Source organism: Mucilaginibacter sp., from assembly GCF_039207105.1.
GTDB lineage: Bacteria > Bacteroidota > Bacteroidia > Sphingobacteriales > Sphingobacteriaceae > Mucilaginibacter.
Window position 1 is genome coordinate 20,952 of sequence record NZ_JBCECK010000002.1, and the last position, 17,814, is coordinate 38,765.

Here is a 17,814-nt window from a genome sequence, read left to right on the forward strand (position 1 = left end):
AATAATTATAACCATCATGAAAAAAATATATATACTATTTGCACTGGCGAGCTTAGGATTATCTTCCTGCAAAAAGTTGCTGGATGAAAAACCAACCAGCGTTTTAACCGATCAGAATTTTTATACCAGCGCTGCTGATGCACAGGCCGCGGTTGTAGGTGCTTTGAGCCAGTTACAGCCGCAGGCATATTATCAGCGTACAGTATACATTATGGGTGAGCTCTCGGGCGACTGCCTTGTACCGTTACTAACTCAAAATCAGGAACGTATTGATATGTATAAGCTGCAATACACAGCCTCAAACATTGAAATTAACAACTGGTGGGTAAACAGCTACAAGCTTATTAGCAGGGCTAATGACATTTTGGCCAACTTGCCTAAAGTTAATATGGACGCAGCCGCCAAGAATAACTTATTGGGCAATGCCAGTTTTTTACGCGGTATGGCTTACTTTGACCTGGTGAAAAGCTTTGGCGATGTACCATTGATCACTCATCCTATCTCCGGTGCTGATGATCCGGATTTTGCACCGACCAGAACGGCGGCCAGTAAAGTGTACGCCCAGGCCATTGCCGATCTGCAGTTTGCAGAGGCAAATTGCCTGTCTGAAGATAAAATTGTTTCGGCCAATAAGGGCATGGTATCATCGGGTGCGGCTTCTGCATTGTTGGCTAAGGTTTACCTGCAAAGGGCCAGCACCGCCTTCGCCGATGCAAATGATAACCAGAACGCGCTTACGGAATGCAACAAGGTTATCAACTCCAATATTTATAAACTGATGACCAACTACTCTGATGTGTTTAACTGGGACCTTAAATATTTCCCGCAGCAAACCGAGCATATATTTGATGTTCAGTTTGGCATTAACAGCAGCAGCACGGTTCAAAACATAACCATCCGTATGTTTACTCCGCTGGCTGGTGGCGGTTCAGGCTCGTTTGTGGCCAACCCCTATGTATTTAACAGCCTTTATGAAGGTGGCGATGTAAGAAAGGCATGGAATGTAAGTAACAAAGTAACCGATCCCAAAGGAGTAGTTTCAACCGTTGATCCCTGGATCAGCAAATATCGCGACTCGCAATGGGTATTAGGTTCTAACAACTCCCGCATGAACTGGATCGTTTTGCGCTATGCAGATGTGTTGATGATGCAATCAGAGGCTATGAATAACCTTAACCCTAACGACCCTAATAAATTCAACGGCTTAAACGCGGTAAGGAAAAGGGCTGGACTGACAGCACCGGCACAGCAATTAAGTTTGGATAACACACCTACCCCGTCTGCGTTTGTAGATACTTTAGTTAAAGACCGCGCCCGCGAACTTTGTGTGGAAGGCCATCGTCGCTGGGATCTGATCAGGCTGGGCAGGCTAAAACAGGTTGAGCAAGCCGTAAACGGATTTGCGGTTCAGGATCAGCAGCTTTTACTGCCTATCCCCCAACCTGAGCGCGATGTAAATAAAAACCTATCACAAAACCCAGGTTATTGATCATGATGATTTACAGATCAGCAATATCATTTTTAATGCTGTTGATATGTTTTACCGGCTTTGCACAGCGCAAGGCCGGTAAAACTGCTTTTATACTATTGGATGAACAAGCCCTGTATAATTTCAAGCAGCTTTACCAAAATAAAGACACCGCCATGCTGGCACAGGTTACCCCCCTTATTGCCAATGCCGATAGCTTGCTTAATACAGGTCCGTATTCGGTAACCTTTAATAAAACAAAAGTTGCGCCAAGCGGTGATAAACATGATTATGTAAGCCAGGCACCTTACTGGTGGGCCGATTCCTCAAAGAAAGATGGCAAGCCCTACATCCGTAAAGATGGTCGGCGTAACCCCGAGATCTATTTACTGCATGACGATAGCCAGATGGGCCAACTATGCAGCAGTGTACAGCAGTTAACACTGGCCTGGTATTTTACCGGTAACGAAAAATACACTCAAAAAATAAAAACGCTGCTGCAGGTTTGGTTCATTGCCCCGGCTACCCGGATGAATCCCAACCTAAACTATGCACAATATATTCCTGGTCTCAACGATGGCCGGGGCATTGGCATTATTGAAACAGCAGGCTTAACTGTAATTCCGGATATGCTGGCTGTTCTGCAATCAAACCCGAACATTAACAGCAGTTTGGTTAGTGGCGTAAAGCAATGGTACAAACAATATTTAAACTGGCTGCTTACCAGCAAAAATGGAAAATCTGAACAAAACCAGATCAATAACCACGGCACTTATTATGATATGCAAGTGGTTGACTTTGCTCTTTTTACCGGCAACAACGCATTGGCCAAAAGCACCCTGCAAAGTTCTACTATCCCCCGGATAGATCAGCAATTCACCACCGATGGTGCACAACCGTTGGAGCTTATCCGTACCAAATCATGGGGTTATGCTAACATGAACCTTTGGGGCTGGTGCAGGCTGGCAAAAATGGCCGAACTGGTAAATGTAGACCTTTGGCATGAGCAAACAATAGATGGGAAAGGCATTAAAACCGCCATCAACTGGCTAATACCCTACGCGCTGAACAAAAAAACATGGAACCATGAACAGATAGAACCTATTACTTATGGTACATTTACCCGTATAGTACATGCCGCGGCAGATGTTTATCCCGACGATATTTTTAAACAATACCTAAATCAACATCCGCTGAAAAAACAATTACAGAATATCAATTAGCGGATATTTTATATACCTATGAAAAAAACGATATTATCCCTTTTAGTTTCTATTTGTGTAATTGGCAACATAGCACATGCCCAGCAAAAAACAAGACTTACCGCTAACTGGGAATTTTTAAAGCAGGATATTGGCGGTGTTTGGGAGGCCGTTCGTCCGGTCACGCCCGGCAATCCCGAAAGCGTGCCCGTTTGGCAAAAGGTAAACCTGCCTCATTGTTTTAATGATCGTGATGCGGTTGATCCCGATGTAAACTACTACCAGGGCCCCGGCTGGTACCGCACCCGCTTATCCATCAAAAATCCGTACGCCAATGGTCACACCCTGCTGCATTTTGAAGGCGCCGGACAAAAAACAGAGGTGTATGTATATACCACAAAAGTATGTGCCCATTTGGGTGGTTACGACGAATGGACAGTTGACATTACCCAGGCTGTTGAGGATTTCAAAAAAACGGACGCCTACCAAAAACGCTTCAAGGGCCAAATACCTATCGAGATCAGGTGCGATAACTCGCGAGATCTGGAAACTATTCCTTCTCAACTATCAGACTTTAATGTTTACGGTGGCCTTTACCGTTATCTCAATCTGGTTTACGTACCATCGCTTTCCGTTGATAAAGTATTTGCTTCGGCTCAAACCGATAAAAATGGAAAAGCCGGGCAGCTACAGGTTAAAGCCAGGTTTTATAACCCGGCTAATTTAACTACGGCAGAAGGTTCTGTTAAACTGATCGATCTGCAGGGTAATGTTGTTGCCGGTAAAACTGTTCAATTAAGTAATTTAAACGGCGATGTAGTAATTGATAATTTTCAGGTTAAAAAGCCCAAATTATGGTCGCCTGGCAACCCTGCTTTATATACGGTAGAAGTTGCGGTTAAGTCCGGAGATCAAACAGCGGTGCAAACCGAAAAGGTAGGTTTCCGTAATTTTGAGTTTGCCGATAATGGCCCATTTTACCTCAATGGCAAACGCTTGCTGCTGCGTGGAACCCATCGGCATGAAGACCAGGCCGGTGTAGCAGAAGCCATGACGGATAGCATGATGTTTAAGGAAATGCAACTGATCAAAGATATGGGCGCAAACTTTATCAGGCTGGGGCATTACCAGCAATCACGCACTATATTAAACCTATGCGATAGCCTGGGCATATTAGTCTGGGAAGAAGAACCCTGGTGCCGCGGCGGTTTGGGCGGTGAGGTTTACAAGAACGAGGCCAAACAAATGCTCACCAACATGATTGAGCAGCATTACAATCACCCGGCCATTATTTTATGGGGCTTGGGTAATGAGAACGATTGGGAAGGCGATTTCCCGGTGTATGACAAGGAGCAGATCCGCACCTTTATGAAAGCGCAGAATGACCTGGCCCATCGCTTGGACCCATCGCGCAAAACCACTATCCGCCGCTGCGATTTTTGTAAGGACATTCCCGATGTATACTCCCCATCCATCTGGGCGGGCTGGTATCGTGGTTTGTATACCGAATACAAAAGCACATCCGAAGAAGAATTTAAAAAAGCAAAGCACTTTCTACATGCAGAATGGGGCGGTGATAGCCATGCCCTCCGCCATTCCGAAAATCCGGATAAAGCCCTGAGTTTGATAAAAACAAACAATGGTACCGACGAGCGGTTGGGTGATGCTTCTTTATATGGCGGAGCTGCCCGTGCCTCAAAAGATGGCGATTGGAGCGAAAGCTATATCTGTAACCTGTTCGACTGGCACCTGAAAGAGCAGGAAACCATGCCCTGGCTCACCGGATCGGCTTTTTGGGTGTTCAAGGATTTCTCTACCCCTATCCGCCCGGATAACCCTATCCCCTACATGAACCAAAAAGGTGTGGTTGAGCGCGATCTCACCCCTAAAGAATCATACTATGTATTTCAATCGTACTGGACGGATAAGCCAATGGTTCATATTTACGGGCACAGCTGGCCTGTGCGCTGGGGCGACGGCGGCGAGCAAAAAATGGTTAAGGTATATTCTAACTGCGATAATGCCGAGCTTTTTGTGAACGGCAAAAGTTATGGCAGCAAAAAACGTAACAGCCAGGATTTCCCGGCAGCAGGTTTACGTTGGCTGGTTGCTTTGCAGGCGGGTAATAATAGTATAAGAGTAATTGCCCATAAAGGCAAACAAACTGTTACCGACGAGATCAGCCAGCAATACCAGACCGAAAAGTGGGGTAAACCTGCCAAATTGCAGATAGAAAAAATTAGTAATCAGAACGGTGAAGCCACTGTGCAGGTAAAGGTATTAGATAGCAAGGGCGTCCAATGCCTTGACGCGGCTAATTGGATAGCTTTTTCTTTAACAGGAGATGGTACATTGATAGATGACCTGGGTACTTCGCGTGGATCGCGCAAGGTACAAGCTTACAACGGCCGCGCGCAAATCGATGTAAAAACAAATCATGGTAAAAGCGTAGTGGGTGTACAATCACCTGATTTGCCTACAGTATTTATAAACTTATAAATGGTGATGATGAAAAAATGGCATATACTGTACTGTTTGCCCTTGCTGATGCTAAGCTGGCAAACAGATACAACAACTGTTAAGCAGCAGGTAAAGGCAACATTAAAAGCTGATATACTGAAAGAAGCTGCCTGGGCACTCACCCAATCGCCTGTGACGGTCACCACCGAAACCTGTAGCCGCAGCGTAGGCGGCAAACACGACTTTTACTCCGAGGGTGATTACTGGTGGCCAGATCCTCAAAACCCCAACGGACCATACATTCAAAAAGACGGGCTAACCAACCCGCAGAATTTTGTGGCCCATCGTTTAGCCATGATCAGGTTCAGCCGCATTATCGGAGCGCTGGCATCGGCTTATAAAATTACCGGCGATAAAAAGTATGTTAAACAGGCTCTTTGGCATCTGAAAGCCTGGTTTGTAAATCCCGAAACGCTCATGAATCCTGACCTGCAATATGCGCAGGCTATTAAAGGCGTTGCAACAGGCCGGGGTATTGGTATTATTGATACCATACAATTAATGGAAGTAGTACAGGGATTAGAAGTTATGCAGGACTCACCTTTGGTTGATAAACCAACCCTTGATGCTACAAAAAACTGGTTTGCTCAATACCTTACCTGGCTCACTACACACCAGTATGGTAAGGACGAAATGAATGCCAAAAACAACCACGGTACCTGCTGGGCCATGCAAACAGCCTGCTTTGCTAAGTTTACCGGTAATAAAGAAATCATGGATTTTTGTCGCAACCGTTTTAAAGAGGTTTTGTTACCCGGACAGATAGCTGCCGACGGCAGTTTCCCGTTGGAATTAAAACGTACCAAACCTTACGGCTATTCGATATTTAACCTGGATGCCATGACTACATTGTGCCAGATACTAAGCGATAAAACGGATAACCTGTGGACTTATCAAACACCGGACGGCCGGAGTATCAAGAAAGGAATTGAATTTTTGTATCCATACTTGAAAGATAAAAACGCCTGGCCCTACCCGCATGATGTAATGCACTGGGAAAGCTGGCCGGTTGCACAACCATCGCTGGTATTTGGCGCGGCGGCATATAATAACGCCGATTGGCTGAACACCTGGAAACTGCTGGAGCATTCCCCTACTGATGAAGAAATCATCCGGAACCTGCCGGTAAGGCACCCGCTGATCTGGCTAAATTGATAACAATGTAATCGGAAGATTTTTTAGTTCCCTCCCTTGGGAGGGGTGCGATGGAACTGTGCAGTGGCAGGGAGGAGTTTATGGAGTGTTCAAATACTCTTTTTGACGGAACCCCTCCCTACACCCTCCCAGGGGAGGGAATCGCACAATCCTCCGCTTTTATGGTTATTTCTAAACCAGCACTAATAAAAGGGCTCTGTTCAATAAAGAACAGAGCCCGATTCTTGTTTTAGAGCCCCTAAGATCTTAAAATCTTAAGATAAGATCCATAGAACCAGAGAATTGGTGATTACGGGTACCGTTGTCATAAGGCGTTACATCATCGGCATAGGCACGCTCATATCTAACCTCTGGGCGGATATACAACCAGTTAGTAAAGTAATGTACAAAACCGATAGTATGGCTGGTGTATGGTGTTTTATAACCTAAACGCTGACCCTGATAATCTCTCAAGTAATCATTTCTGACAGTGAAGTAGTTTTTAGGAGATACCAGTATCTGGAAGTAGTTAACAATACCCAGTGTTTTAGATGCGCCGGGGATAAAAGTTCCTAAACCAACGCCGGGGTAAAAGGTAGATGGAGGGCCGATAATCGGGGTTCCGCCGGCGTAGGCATTATATTGCCACATGTAATAAGCTTCGGTCATCATGTGCAGGGTTCTGTTAAAACGGTGGCCCCATGTGCCTACAACCATTTGCAGGTTATCATGTTCGTTTTTAAACTGTCCGTTTCCGAGTGAGTTGATACCGCCCCAAAAAGAATCATTGGTACTTTTAGAAACCCACCTAACCATTGCCTGTCCGTTTAACTGGGCGGAATTCGACCACGGCGCCATATCGTTACCGGCATGAACACCCAACTCTAACTGCCACTGCGGACTTAACCTGATTGTTGCGTTGGCGCCTGTAAAAGTATAAGGATCAACTGTAAACATCAGTGAGTGTGAAAAGATATAGTTATCCGGTGCTAACTGTGCCTCAATATCTGGCGGCGAAATAAAACGACCTATTTTAACCACCATACCTTCGCCTACTTTAGGGAAGTATAACATGGCATAAGCCTCAACCGGGTCAACACCATACAGGTTATTTTTTTGCAGCAGCTGGTTACTAAACCAACCTTTACTGGTGGTATAACGATAATCAATTCCATAAAAAGTACTTAAGCGAAAACCCCAGTCAAAATGATCTGTCTGAACCGTGTTTGGTTGGCGCTCTATTCTTAATACTGCCTGATCCAACTCTATTTTATTCGGAACAATGGCATATGACATGGGGATATTTGAATTTTTAGAGGTACTAAAGTTTACCGAAGGTGCTATCCATCCGTAAATTTTTAAGCGGCTTTTATTATTAGCCATGCCTAATGCTTTTTGTAAAGCGTAATCAGGAGCATCGGCAGGCTCGCCAATTACCGGCGAACCCAACCAATCGGCACTGGGGAACGGGCCGGAAGGAAGTGGAGATGGAAGCGCCCTGCTAACCGGAGTAGTCGCTACGGTGTCCCTTATCTGGGATTTTTTCTTCTCCGCATCGGTTTGGGCTTGTAACTGAACAGTAATACCTGCAAGCGCAAGCATCAAGAATACTTGTTTTTTCATTTTTTATAAAATATAAGTGTATTGTTCCCATTGCACGGGCAACGGGCTTACGGTTGTTACCGATAAGATCTTTGTGTATTTGCATCCGCGCAGTTAGCTAAGCTGCCGGATGCTCACATGTTTTAGTGTATTATTGAGGCGTGGTACCCCGCCATATTTCATTTTATTTTTATGTTTTGATGAGGCTGATGCCAAAACAATGCCCCTATCCATAAGAATCTTAAAAAGGGCTCCTATTGCTCAAAAACATCGTTTTTATTTTTCCGGGGATAATAATCATGCTATTTACTTATCAATTTGACAGGTAAAATTATCAAACTGATAAAAGCACCAGCTTTTGAAGATTAATATTATAATGCTCGATTTTACGGTACAGCGTAGCAATACCTATGCCCAGTATGTTGGCCGTTTCGGTTTTGTTGCCTTTGCAATGGTGTAGTACTTTACAAATGTGCTGCCGCTCTATTGTTTCCAGATCCATAGCTTCGGTACGGTCATCTTCTTCTTTAAAAAACTCCAAAGGCAACAGGTCGGCAGTGAGCGTATCTGTGGATGAAAGGATAATTACCCTTTCCATCACATTCTTTAGCTCGCGTATATTACCTCTCCAAGGATGCTCGTTGATGATCTTCAGGAACAGATCGTCCATGTGGTCGATTTTGCGGTTTATCTTAAGGGCAAACTCTTTCATGAAATGTTTGGCGATAGTGGGAATATCGCCCTTGCGCTCCCTGAGCGGCGGCAGCTGAATAGTAAATACCGATAGCCGGTAATACAGATCTAGCCGGAAGTGTCCGGTTTCAGCTTCCTTTTTCAAATCGCGGTTAGTAGCTGCCAGTACCCGCACTTTAACCCTGGTTGTTTGCGAATCGCCTACCTTGTTGAACGTGCCGTTTTCAAGCACGCGCAATAGTTTAGCTTGCAGATCAAGCGTCATTTCGCCTATCTCATCCAAAAAAATGGTACCTCCGTTAGCTTCTTCAAATAATCCTTTCTTTTCCTTTAAAGCCCCGGTGAAAGCACCCGCTTTATGACCAAAAAGCTCACTCTCCAGCAACTCGTGCGAAAAGGCGCTGCAGTTTACCGCCACAAATGATTTTGCCCGGTAATCGCTTTCCTGGTGTATAGCCTGGGCAAATACTTCTTTGCCTGTACCCGTTTCGCCCAATAATAAAATAGTTGTAGGGGTGTTAGCTACCTTTTTGGCCAGCTCAACCGACCGTAAGATAGCTTCAGACTTACCTATGATATTTGAAAAGCTATACTTACTACCAATGCGTTTTTCCAGCTGTAGCACTTTATGACTTAACGAAGCTTTATCAACCGCCATACTTAACAGCGGTATTATCTTTTCGTTATCGTCACCTTTCATGAGGTAATCAAACGCGCCATTTTTAATGGCCTTTACACTATCATGTATATTTCCGAAAGCGGTAATGTTGATCACCTCAATATGCGGTTGTAACTCTTTTATGCGGCTAACGAGTTCTACGCCGTTTATATCAGGCAGTTTAACATCGCATAATACAACCATTACCTCTTCGGTTTCTAATAGGCGCAGACCGGCTTTTGCATTAGGAGCCTGCAATACCCGATATCCTTCAAACTCAATGATCCGTGCAAGTAACCCACTAAGCTTTACTTCATCATCAATAATCAATACATTGGTTTTCATTTAGTTAAATTTTTCGTACTCATCACTACTATTATGATTGATGAGATTAAAGACAAGCATTTCCAACAGGGAAATGTATTTTTTTATCCCCTGTTCAATTTCGTCTATAAAAATATACTCATCGGCCATGTGCGACCTGGCCGAATCGCCAGGACCAAATTTGATGGAGGGAATAGTTAATAAAGCCTGATCAGATGTGGTTGGTGAACCATAGGTTTCACAACCCATAGTCAACCCGGCCTGAACTATGGGGTGACTTTTGTCAATGGCCGAAGCCTGTAGACAAAAATCGCGCGGTACAATCTCGCAACTCACATGCTCGCGGATAATGTTAAGCACTTCCTTAAAAGTGTAAGCATCGGTCATGCGTACATCCACCGTAAAATTGCAGGTTCCGGGCAGCATATTATGCAGGCTGCCCGCGTTAATAACAGTTACCTGCATTTTTACCGGCCCCAGCGTATCGGATACCTTTGGAAAGCTAAAATTGCGGAACCACTCAATATCCTGTATGCATTTGTAAATAGCGTTTACGCCCTCCTCACGGGCGGCATGCCCGGCCTTACCGGTTGATAAACAATCTAACACCATGAGGCCGCGCTCTGCAACCGCTATTTTCATAAGAGTAGGTTCACCTACAATTCCAAAATCAAGATGCCCCAATTCGGGCAAGATCAATTTAAGGCCACTATCGCCAGAGTTTTCCTCTTCGGCAGTAGCAGCATAACATAAGTTAAAGGCCAGATCTTTACGCTCAAAAAAGTAAAGAAAAGTAGCCATAAGCGACACCAGGCAACCACCCGCGTCATTACTCCCCAGGCCGTATAAAATGCCATTATCAAGTTGGGCATCAAATGGGTTTCGAGTGTATTGCGAGTTGGGCTTAACGGTATCGTGGTGAGAGTTGAGGAGAATGATAGGTTTTGCAGGATCGTAGTGGTAATTATAACTCCACACGTTATTTCGTGTACGCCGGGTATGTGCACCGTGCAGGTGCAGAAAATTCTGGATCAGATCGGCCGTTTTTGACTCATCGCCACTGTAGGATGGTGTTGATATCAGGTCTTTTAATAGTAAAACGGCATCGTTAAATAAGGTGCTGCACAATTGGGGGTCTGTTGTGATCAACTGACTTTGCTGGCTACGCATATGATAAATTTTATTTTATGGATAGGTTAATTATGAGATCGAAGAGTCGGAGCAACCAGCTCGTTCATTTTAGCAGGGTCAAAGAGCATGGCTGTGCATAAGCAGTTGCATTTATTTTTTCTGTTGAGCACATCATAGTTTACACAACTCTTGCAACCTTCCCAAAAAGTTTCATCCTGGGTAATTTCGACGTAAGTAACCGGCTCAAAACCCAGCTGAGTATTAAGCTTCATGATGGCCGAACCTGAAGTAATACTGAAGATGCAGGCGTTGGGGTATTTTTGGCGGGATAGCTGAAATATTTTGTCTTTAATGCCACGGGCTATTCCAGCGTTACGGTAGGCGGGCGATACAATGAGCCCTGAGTTGGATACAAATTTCCCGAACTCCCAAACCGCGATGTAGGAAAACCCAACCCAATTACCGGCATCTGCAACGGCGATCACCGCGTTACCGGCAAGTATCTTTTCTATTATTTCCTTCGGCGACCGTTTAGAGATCCCGGAACCTCGGGCTATGGCCGATACCTGCATCTCTTCAATTATTTCTTCGGCATAAATGATGTCCCCGGCTTCGGCCAGTCGTATCGTTATCTGTTCACTTTCCATTTTATTTTTAGTAATAAAAAATAGCAGAAGTTTAATTATCTTCTGTTATTGGGTATGCCAAAAGGATGCCTGCTTGTTACAATTGGTAGTAAAAACCATTTTAACCTAAAATAGAGCCCTTTATATTTTATTTACATTTTATAGCCAACAAAAAAGCCTCTCAAAACGAGAGGCCTCTTTTTCATTATGGTAGTATGCAGTCAGTATATGCTATTTAACCTGAGAGTATAGCGGCTTTTCGGGAGTGTTATTTAAGAAAACATGTTTTACTTTATACATCCTGGCGTAATTGTCATAAGCGGTTAAGTCGTTATCGTTATGAAATTCACTTTCCAGGGCGTATCTGAATTTATCATTATTGCTATATGCTTTGTCAAGGTTATTTACAGTCAGCCTAATCAATTCACTATTAGGGCTAACGCTAAAGTACAGTACTTTAATAGTGGCGTATCCCTTGCCCTCTTGTACCAAATGATCATGGCTATATAAGTAAAAACCTGCGGTATCTACAATTTGATAAGGGCTATTATTATATAAACGATAATCCTGTTGCCGATAACGGTAACCAAAAATTTCATTCTTATTAATTTCCATTTTTTGGCCGTTACTGATAACCTGGATCCGGCTACCATTTAAGAAGTTATTTAAAACAATTTTATCAGTTTTTTTATCTGGGTTAATGGCATAACTTATTTCATGCCGTGCTATATCTGCTGGTTTAACGTAAATACCGTCGGTGGTATTTACTTGCGCATTAGCTACTGAGAAGCCACCCAAAAGGGCACCCAGCAACAGTATATTGAACTTTTTCATTTTGAATTATTATTTATTATGATGTTAGAAATTAATTAATTAGAGCTACTACTTCATGTACAGAATGAGGTGGTAAAAAAGCCGGGCAACTACCCCCGGCTTTACAATCAGAACCTAAATTTACTTACAAATTAAAAAGCAAGCTTCTTTATACATTATACCCCAGTTGCCGATATAATGAGCATCATTTGAGAGATGCGTTAATATTTACGTGATTGAGTTAAACAGGATAAAATATATCATCTGTTGATGATGGCTCTTTCCAGGTAACCCTTTTTATTTACAGCATAAGAAGCCATGCTATCTGCCCGACCTTTTTTAACCAGTGTTCGTTTCTTCTTTTTCTTTGGCCCCACAAACGGCAGGATCATGAAAGCTAAAAAACAAACTATTTCAATTATTGCTAAATATATATGCATCATTTTCCCTAAGTATGCCAAAGCAGTGCCAGTATGCCAACAATTTACACAAAGCTCGTTTTTAGCGTTTAAACATGTAATTTCAATTTCATAGCCTGATGAGGTAGGCTAAAACCATTTCAAAATGATAGGCATTTTGTTTCAAAATGGTAAAAGCAGCATTCCCTGAATGCATTATAAAGCATTTAAGGAATACTGCTTAAAATAGATTATTGATATGCTATTAAGTTACTGTTTTTGGAATTTGGCCTCCGTTGCAACCGGGGCATCTGCCGGATAAGTGACATATTTTAGTGTCAAAACAGCGTTGGTTACATTATAGATGGCTTTATCATATAGCAAGCCATTGGCAGGAGTTATTACAGGTTGCTGATCGCCTTGCTGTGCTGATTGTTGTTTAAGGGTAACCTTTAAGCTATCACCTTTAATTTTAAACAAGCCCGAAAATTTTAAAGTATACACAGGGGTGACTTGCTGACTAATAAAGGTCATAACGAAGCTTCCATCTTTGGAAAATTGCAATGTTCGGGAGATGTTTTCCTCAGACGAAGTTTCTTTCCAATTACCGACTACTTTATTAAGCTGATCAGTATCGCTTTTCTCTTTTTTGCAGCCGCTCATGATGAGCAGGCCAGCCATGAGCATGCCTAAGAGCATCCTTTGTTTAAGTGGTTTAGGAGTTTTCATAAATGCAGGTTTTTATGAATATTACGTAGCTCTGAATCCATGTGATACAGTTTATCCTAAATATTTTTCAAATTAAAACCCTAACAATCAAGTAAATAAGTTTACAATTATTTAAACTAAGAATCTATCACTACCGTGTTACAACCGAATACAGCCTGCTAAATCATTCATTTTAAGCACATTAACCTAACACTATCAATATTATCTATATCAGTTCAATGCAGCTTATACTTATACAAACATATAAAGCATAAACAAAAATAAATTTTATAAAAATTTATAAATCAAATATTTATATAACTTAATTAATGTATTTATTTAAAATATAACCTTACTATATATAAAAAGTAAATGTAAATTTGCAACTGTGTTTTCAGAAAACAATAGATGCTTTCAGAATTACCTTTTCAGGCAAATGAAGGACTCATAACTGAAATTAAGCATTGTTCAGCAATAGGCGAAACCCTCCCCTTTCCCTGCCCTATACTGAGATCAAGGGTCAATAAGTTTTAACAAAAGCTGTAAGGGTGGTAATAAAAAGTATCAGGGAATAAGCCCGGTAATGGTGCTAATGATTAAATCAGTTACATCACTTTTAAACTGATCAACCTTTATTTCGGCTAAGCCGGCTTCTTTAAGCGCTACTAATTTAAGCAGGTCTACCTGCCCTTTTACCAGATCAGCAAGCTCGTCTTCCTTTAGTTCGCCGGCAACAAATTGCTTGGTCCAATCTTTCAGGTCGTCTTTAAGCTCGCTTAACATTTCCTGACCATCAGCAGTCGCGTCTGCAACAAAATCTTTCAGATCTTTCTCAGCAATATCTACGATACCGTTTTTGAGTGTTTGGAGTATATTTTTAAAATTTACGGCCATTGGTTTAGGTTATTGAGTTACTTCTGATGGTTTTATCTTTTTACTCTCCAGCTCGGCTATTTGGTCAAAAGCGCTGCCTATCTGTTTCTTTTTATCAGCAACATAGGCGGCACCACACTTGCCGTCTTTTTTCCATTTTACCAGGAAACCTCCAAATAAGTGTCCATCCGGGTCATTGATGATCGTCCACATTTTGGTGGTGATCTCATTATGAGGGCGGTGCTTATCATATTCAATCGCCTTATCAATATTCAGCTGGACAACTTTCACCTCACTTTCATGGGCAGTATAATCATCGGTAGCTTTACTCATCAGGTCAAGCGCATCAACCTTTAATGAGGTTACCTGTGTATACGCATTCTGATCAAATGTTGAAATAGTTGGACTGCACCCGAAAAGCAGGCATAGGGGCAACAATAATTGAATGTAAAGCCGCGCGATTTTCATAAAAGATGTTTGCGTAAATTTAATAAGAAGTTTTTCATTATACACTCAAAGTAACTATTTTGTGTAGCTTTTAACGGTATAATTTTTCCATAATAAATGTATGTACACCTCTGCTGATTCGGAAGCGATATTTCAATATCACAGGCACATGATTGACCTGCACGGCAACCGGGGCACTGCTGCTTTGGGCTGGCGCGACCCACATAGCCAAACTGTGAGGTTCCTGGCGTTATCAACTATGGCTAACCTGAGCGGACATTCGGTACTGGATGCGGGGTGCGGGCATGGCGACCTGTGCTCCTATCTGCTTCAGCTTTATACAAATATCAATTATCGAGGTGTTGAACAAATTCCGGAACTGCTGCATGAAGCCTCCAAACGTTATCAAAACCAGGAAGGCGTATCGTTTATCCAGGCCGATTTTATGGAGAATACCCTCCCACCGGCAGATTATGTGATGGCAAGCGGCTCACTTAACTATTACCATGTCGATCCGGAATTTATATACAAGGCTATTTTTCAGCTGTATAAACACTGCTCCCTGGGCTTTGGCTTTAACCTGCTGAGCCATGTTATTCCCAACGGACTTATTGTGTCATACGATGCTGTACAGATCATGAACTACTGCAGCTCATTATGCAGTAAGGTTCATTTAAAAAATGATTATAGCGACGAGGATTTTACCATTTTTATGTACCGGTAATATATTGCCGGTAAACGGAAGAAATACCATCGCATTTAAATTATGAACCCTAACTTTACTTTGTTATTTAAACCACAATACCTATAAATTATGAAACAAGGCCTGCTTATTGATATGGACGGCGTTATATACAGCGGTGAAGAGCTGATATTTGGCGCCGATAAATTTATAAATCACCTACTGGAAAAAGATATCCCTTTCGCTTTCATGACCAACAATAGCCAAAGGACAGCGTTGGAGGTGGTTCGTAAACTGAAAAGGTTAGGTATAACCGTTGAGTCCAGGCACGTGTATACAAGCGCTATGGCCACGGGTAAATTCCTGGGCGACCAAAGCCCTAACGGTACGGCTTATGTGCTTGGTGAAGGTGGTTTGCTAACCAGCCTGCACGAAAATGGAATTACCCTGGTTGATACAGACCCTGAGTTTGTGGTTTTGGGCGAAGGCAGAAATTTCACATTGGAAATGGTTCAGCGGGCGGTTGACATGATATTGGCCGGCGCTAAATTTATCACCACTAACCGTGACCCTTCCCCTAAAAAACCAGGCTGGAATAATCTGGGCATTGCAGCAACGACCGCTATGATTGAGGAAGCTACCGGCCGCAAAGCTTTTGTAACCGGTAAACCAAGCCCGGTAATGATGCGCTCGGCACGCAAGTTTTTAGGGCTCGAAACCGCCGAAACAACCGTAGTTGGCGATACAATGGAAACCGATATTCAGGGCGGCGTACAAATGGGCTACAAAACCATACTGGTGCTATCGGGCATATCATCCAAAGATCAGCTTAGCCATTATGCCTTTAAACCCGACCTGATAGTTGGCTCCGTTGATAAGATAGAGTTTCCCTTAAAATGGTGGTAAATAAAACCCTTCAGAACCTTTTAACAGGTTCATGAAGGGTTAGCAGGATGATAAGGTTTAATTATTTTAGCTTCGTTGAGCCGTCATTCTCAATATCAGTAATAACAGATGCATTGGTCAAAGGTATGTTAAGCAATACCCTGGCCGCTGTCCATTTGCCTAATGAGGCGTTATAAACACCACCAAGCTGAGCAAAATTAGAGCCTGTAGCCGGGTAAGGAAAAGCGAGTGTATTACTGCCCTGCCTGTAAAACGGTTGATCAGTAAGGGTTATCAGATCTTTCAGGTCATAGAAATCTGTATTGGCTATCCTGTAACCCACGTTGGTATTAGCATCATATAAACTACCGCCGGTAGCAAAAAATATAACATCAACAGGTTTGCTTACATCGGTTATACTGGTGCCCGAAAACACGGCTATACCGGCAGCATTACCACTATTGGCTAATAAATTGCCTGTTTTTGTGCCAAATGTAGCAGGAACAGCGGCACTAAAATTAGGGCTGTTGGAAGTAGAGTAGTTAAATGCCTTAACCCAGTTTGATGAACTGATATCTGTAGATGCCGATCCGTTGATCTTCTGCCCTGTACCGCCAACATAAAAATAGGAACCTTTGGTTACCTTACCCGATGTAATCTCGAGCTTGTAAGACCTCAGATCGCCGGTGGCCCATCCTTTTACCGGGAAGCCTGCCGGTGTTGATGCGCCCGCGTTATTTGTAGTAACAACTGTGAATTTCTCTACCGAAAAATCAATGTCACGTGTAGCCATCAATTGTATATACTCATAATTTCCATCGGTACCCGCAGGGTCTACCAGGAAACCGGTTATAACAACCGGTGTAATTTCAATTACCGAGCTCAGTATCTTTACATCATCAGCCTTGCGCATTCTTAACTGGGGTAATACGCTGCCATCTTTACCGCTGGTTCCAAATACAATACCGGTAAAGTTGGCGCTAATAGGTAATGTATTATCAGCAAATGAGGCATTGGTCTCTGTATGTAAGCCGATATTGCCAAAGCCATCGTTCACTACTTTATCGCCTGCAAGTTTATCGGTAGGTGCTGGTAAAGGGTCAAATCCACCTTTAACAATAGCTACCAGCGTGCTTTCATAAGCATCCGGGTTGGTAAGTATAGCGCTGCTGGTTACCCTTTGGCCAATAACGGCTTTGCCCGAAGTAACTTTGGTAACAGCGCTGCTGTTTATACCTGTTATTTGAAGTGTACCATCCACGCGTTTTAACACACCGCCGTTTATGTCTATCACTACCGAATCGCCGGGAGCATATTTAGCCGCGTCGGCCCCTAATGGGATAGATATACCCCTTAACTTGGCCCGGCGATAGTTTTGTACCACCAATAAACCCGATGGCATATTGCCGCCTGTAGGGTCAGAAACTACGATGCCTACCATTTGATGCGCGCCAAACATATTCTTGGTATCAAGCGTAACATCTGTTCCTTTATAAATACTCCGAATATCAGAAACCGCTATTACTGATGAAAGCTCGCCCCCGGGATAATTATTCCCTTTTGTACAACCGGATAAAACACCTGCCGAATACAACAGCAGGGAAGTATAAAATAATATCTTTTTCATTTTCAATCTATATCATGATAAAT

16 protein-coding genes are annotated in these 17,814 nt (G+C 42.9%); 6 read left to right on the plus strand and 10 right to left on the minus strand.

Annotated features, from left to right (window positions below; genetic code table 11):
- Window positions 1–16: 16 nt before the first annotated feature.
- From AAGC65_RS00670 to AAGC65_RS00685, 4 genes are read left to right on the plus strand one after another with little or no spacing between them, the layout of a single operon-like run.
- Window positions 17–1,489, plus strand: coding sequence for a RagB/SusD family nutrient uptake outer membrane protein (locus AAGC65_RS00670; protein WP_343110470.1), 1,473 nt, complete (start codon window positions 17–19; stop codon window positions 1,487–1,489).
- 2 nt (window positions 1,490–1,491) lie between these two features.
- Window positions 1,492–2,691 carry an alginate lyase family protein gene (locus AAGC65_RS00675; RefSeq protein ID WP_343110471.1) on the plus strand — a complete coding sequence of 400 codons (1,200 nt, stop codon included), beginning with the start codon at window positions 1,492–1,494 and terminating at the stop codon, window positions 2,689–2,691.
- An 18-nt stretch (window positions 2,692–2,709) separates the two neighbouring features.
- On the plus strand, window positions 2,710–5,169 hold the full coding sequence (locus tag AAGC65_RS00680) for a glycoside hydrolase family 2 TIM barrel-domain containing protein (protein WP_343110472.1): 2,460 nt from the start codon (window positions 2,710–2,712) through the stop codon (window positions 5,167–5,169).
- A gap of 6 nt (window positions 5,170–5,175) precedes the next feature.
- Entirely contained in the window at window positions 5,176–6,345 is a 1,170-nt protein-coding gene (locus tag AAGC65_RS00685; protein WP_343110473.1) for an alginate lyase family protein, read from the plus strand.
- Window positions 6,346–6,591: 246 nt separating this feature from the next.
- Here the strand turns inward: AAGC65_RS00685 and AAGC65_RS00690 are convergent, their stop codons facing one another.
- The 9 genes from AAGC65_RS00690 to AAGC65_RS00730 form a co-directional block, all read right to left on the minus strand.
- Window positions 6,592–7,947 (minus strand): outer membrane beta-barrel protein, encoded by a 1,356-nt coding sequence (locus AAGC65_RS00690; RefSeq protein ID WP_343110474.1) that lies wholly within the window; start codon window positions 7,945–7,947, stop codon window positions 6,592–6,594.
- 313 nt (window positions 7,948–8,260) lie between these two features.
- The gene (locus tag AAGC65_RS00695) at window positions 8,261–9,622 is read right to left on the minus strand and encodes a sigma-54 dependent transcriptional regulator (RefSeq protein WP_343110475.1); all 1,362 of its coding nucleotides are present in this window, start codon (window positions 9,620–9,622) and stop codon (window positions 8,261–8,263) included.
- Window positions 9,623–10,771 carry a M20 family metallo-hydrolase gene (locus AAGC65_RS00700; RefSeq protein WP_343110476.1) on the minus strand — a complete coding sequence of 383 codons (1,149 nt, stop codon included), beginning with the start codon at window positions 10,769–10,771 and terminating at the stop codon, window positions 9,623–9,625. It lies immediately after the preceding gene.
- Window positions 10,772–10,797: 26 nt separating this feature from the next.
- Window positions 10,798–11,379, minus strand: coding sequence for an N-acetyltransferase (locus AAGC65_RS00705; RefSeq protein WP_343110477.1), 582 nt, complete (start codon window positions 11,377–11,379; stop codon window positions 10,798–10,800).
- A 210-nt stretch (window positions 11,380–11,589) separates the two neighbouring features.
- Entirely contained in the window at window positions 11,590–12,192 is a 603-nt protein-coding gene (locus AAGC65_RS00710; protein WP_343110478.1) for a hypothetical protein, read from the minus strand.
- A gap of 239 nt (window positions 12,193–12,431) precedes the next feature.
- Entirely contained in the window at window positions 12,432–12,614 is a 183-nt protein-coding gene (locus tag AAGC65_RS00715) for a hypothetical protein (RefSeq protein WP_343110479.1), read from the minus strand.
- Between the two features lie 225 nt (window positions 12,615–12,839).
- Window positions 12,840–13,298 carry a hypothetical protein gene (locus AAGC65_RS00720; RefSeq protein WP_343110480.1) on the minus strand — a complete coding sequence of 153 codons (459 nt, stop codon included), beginning with the start codon at window positions 13,296–13,298 and terminating at the stop codon, window positions 12,840–12,842.
- Window positions 13,299–13,841: 543 nt separating this feature from the next.
- The gene (locus AAGC65_RS00725) at window positions 13,842–14,171 is read right to left on the minus strand and encodes a hypothetical protein (RefSeq protein ID WP_343110481.1); all 330 of its coding nucleotides are present in this window, start codon (window positions 14,169–14,171) and stop codon (window positions 13,842–13,844) included.
- Between the two features lie 9 nt (window positions 14,172–14,180).
- Window positions 14,181–14,618 carry a hypothetical protein gene (locus tag AAGC65_RS00730; protein ID WP_343110482.1) on the minus strand — a complete coding sequence of 146 codons (438 nt, stop codon included), beginning with the start codon at window positions 14,616–14,618 and terminating at the stop codon, window positions 14,181–14,183.
- Between the two features lie 100 nt (window positions 14,619–14,718).
- On the opposite strand from AAGC65_RS00730, the gene AAGC65_RS00735 reads away from it, so the two are divergent.
- The gene (locus AAGC65_RS00735) at window positions 14,719–15,321 is read left to right on the plus strand and encodes a class I SAM-dependent methyltransferase (protein WP_343110483.1); all 603 of its coding nucleotides are present in this window, start codon (window positions 14,719–14,721) and stop codon (window positions 15,319–15,321) included.
- 90 nt (window positions 15,322–15,411) lie between these two features.
- On the plus strand, window positions 15,412–16,185 hold the full coding sequence (locus tag AAGC65_RS00740; protein ID WP_343110484.1) for an HAD-IIA family hydrolase: 774 nt from the start codon (window positions 15,412–15,414) through the stop codon (window positions 16,183–16,185).
- A 61-nt stretch (window positions 16,186–16,246) separates the two neighbouring features.
- Here the strand turns inward: AAGC65_RS00740 and AAGC65_RS00745 are convergent, their stop codons facing one another.
- Window positions 16,247–17,791: a DUF5689 domain-containing protein gene (locus AAGC65_RS00745; protein WP_343110485.1), complete on the minus strand. Its 1,545-nt coding sequence runs from the start codon at window positions 17,789–17,791 to the stop codon at window positions 16,247–16,249.
- Between the last annotated feature and the right edge of the window lie 23 nt (window positions 17,792–17,814).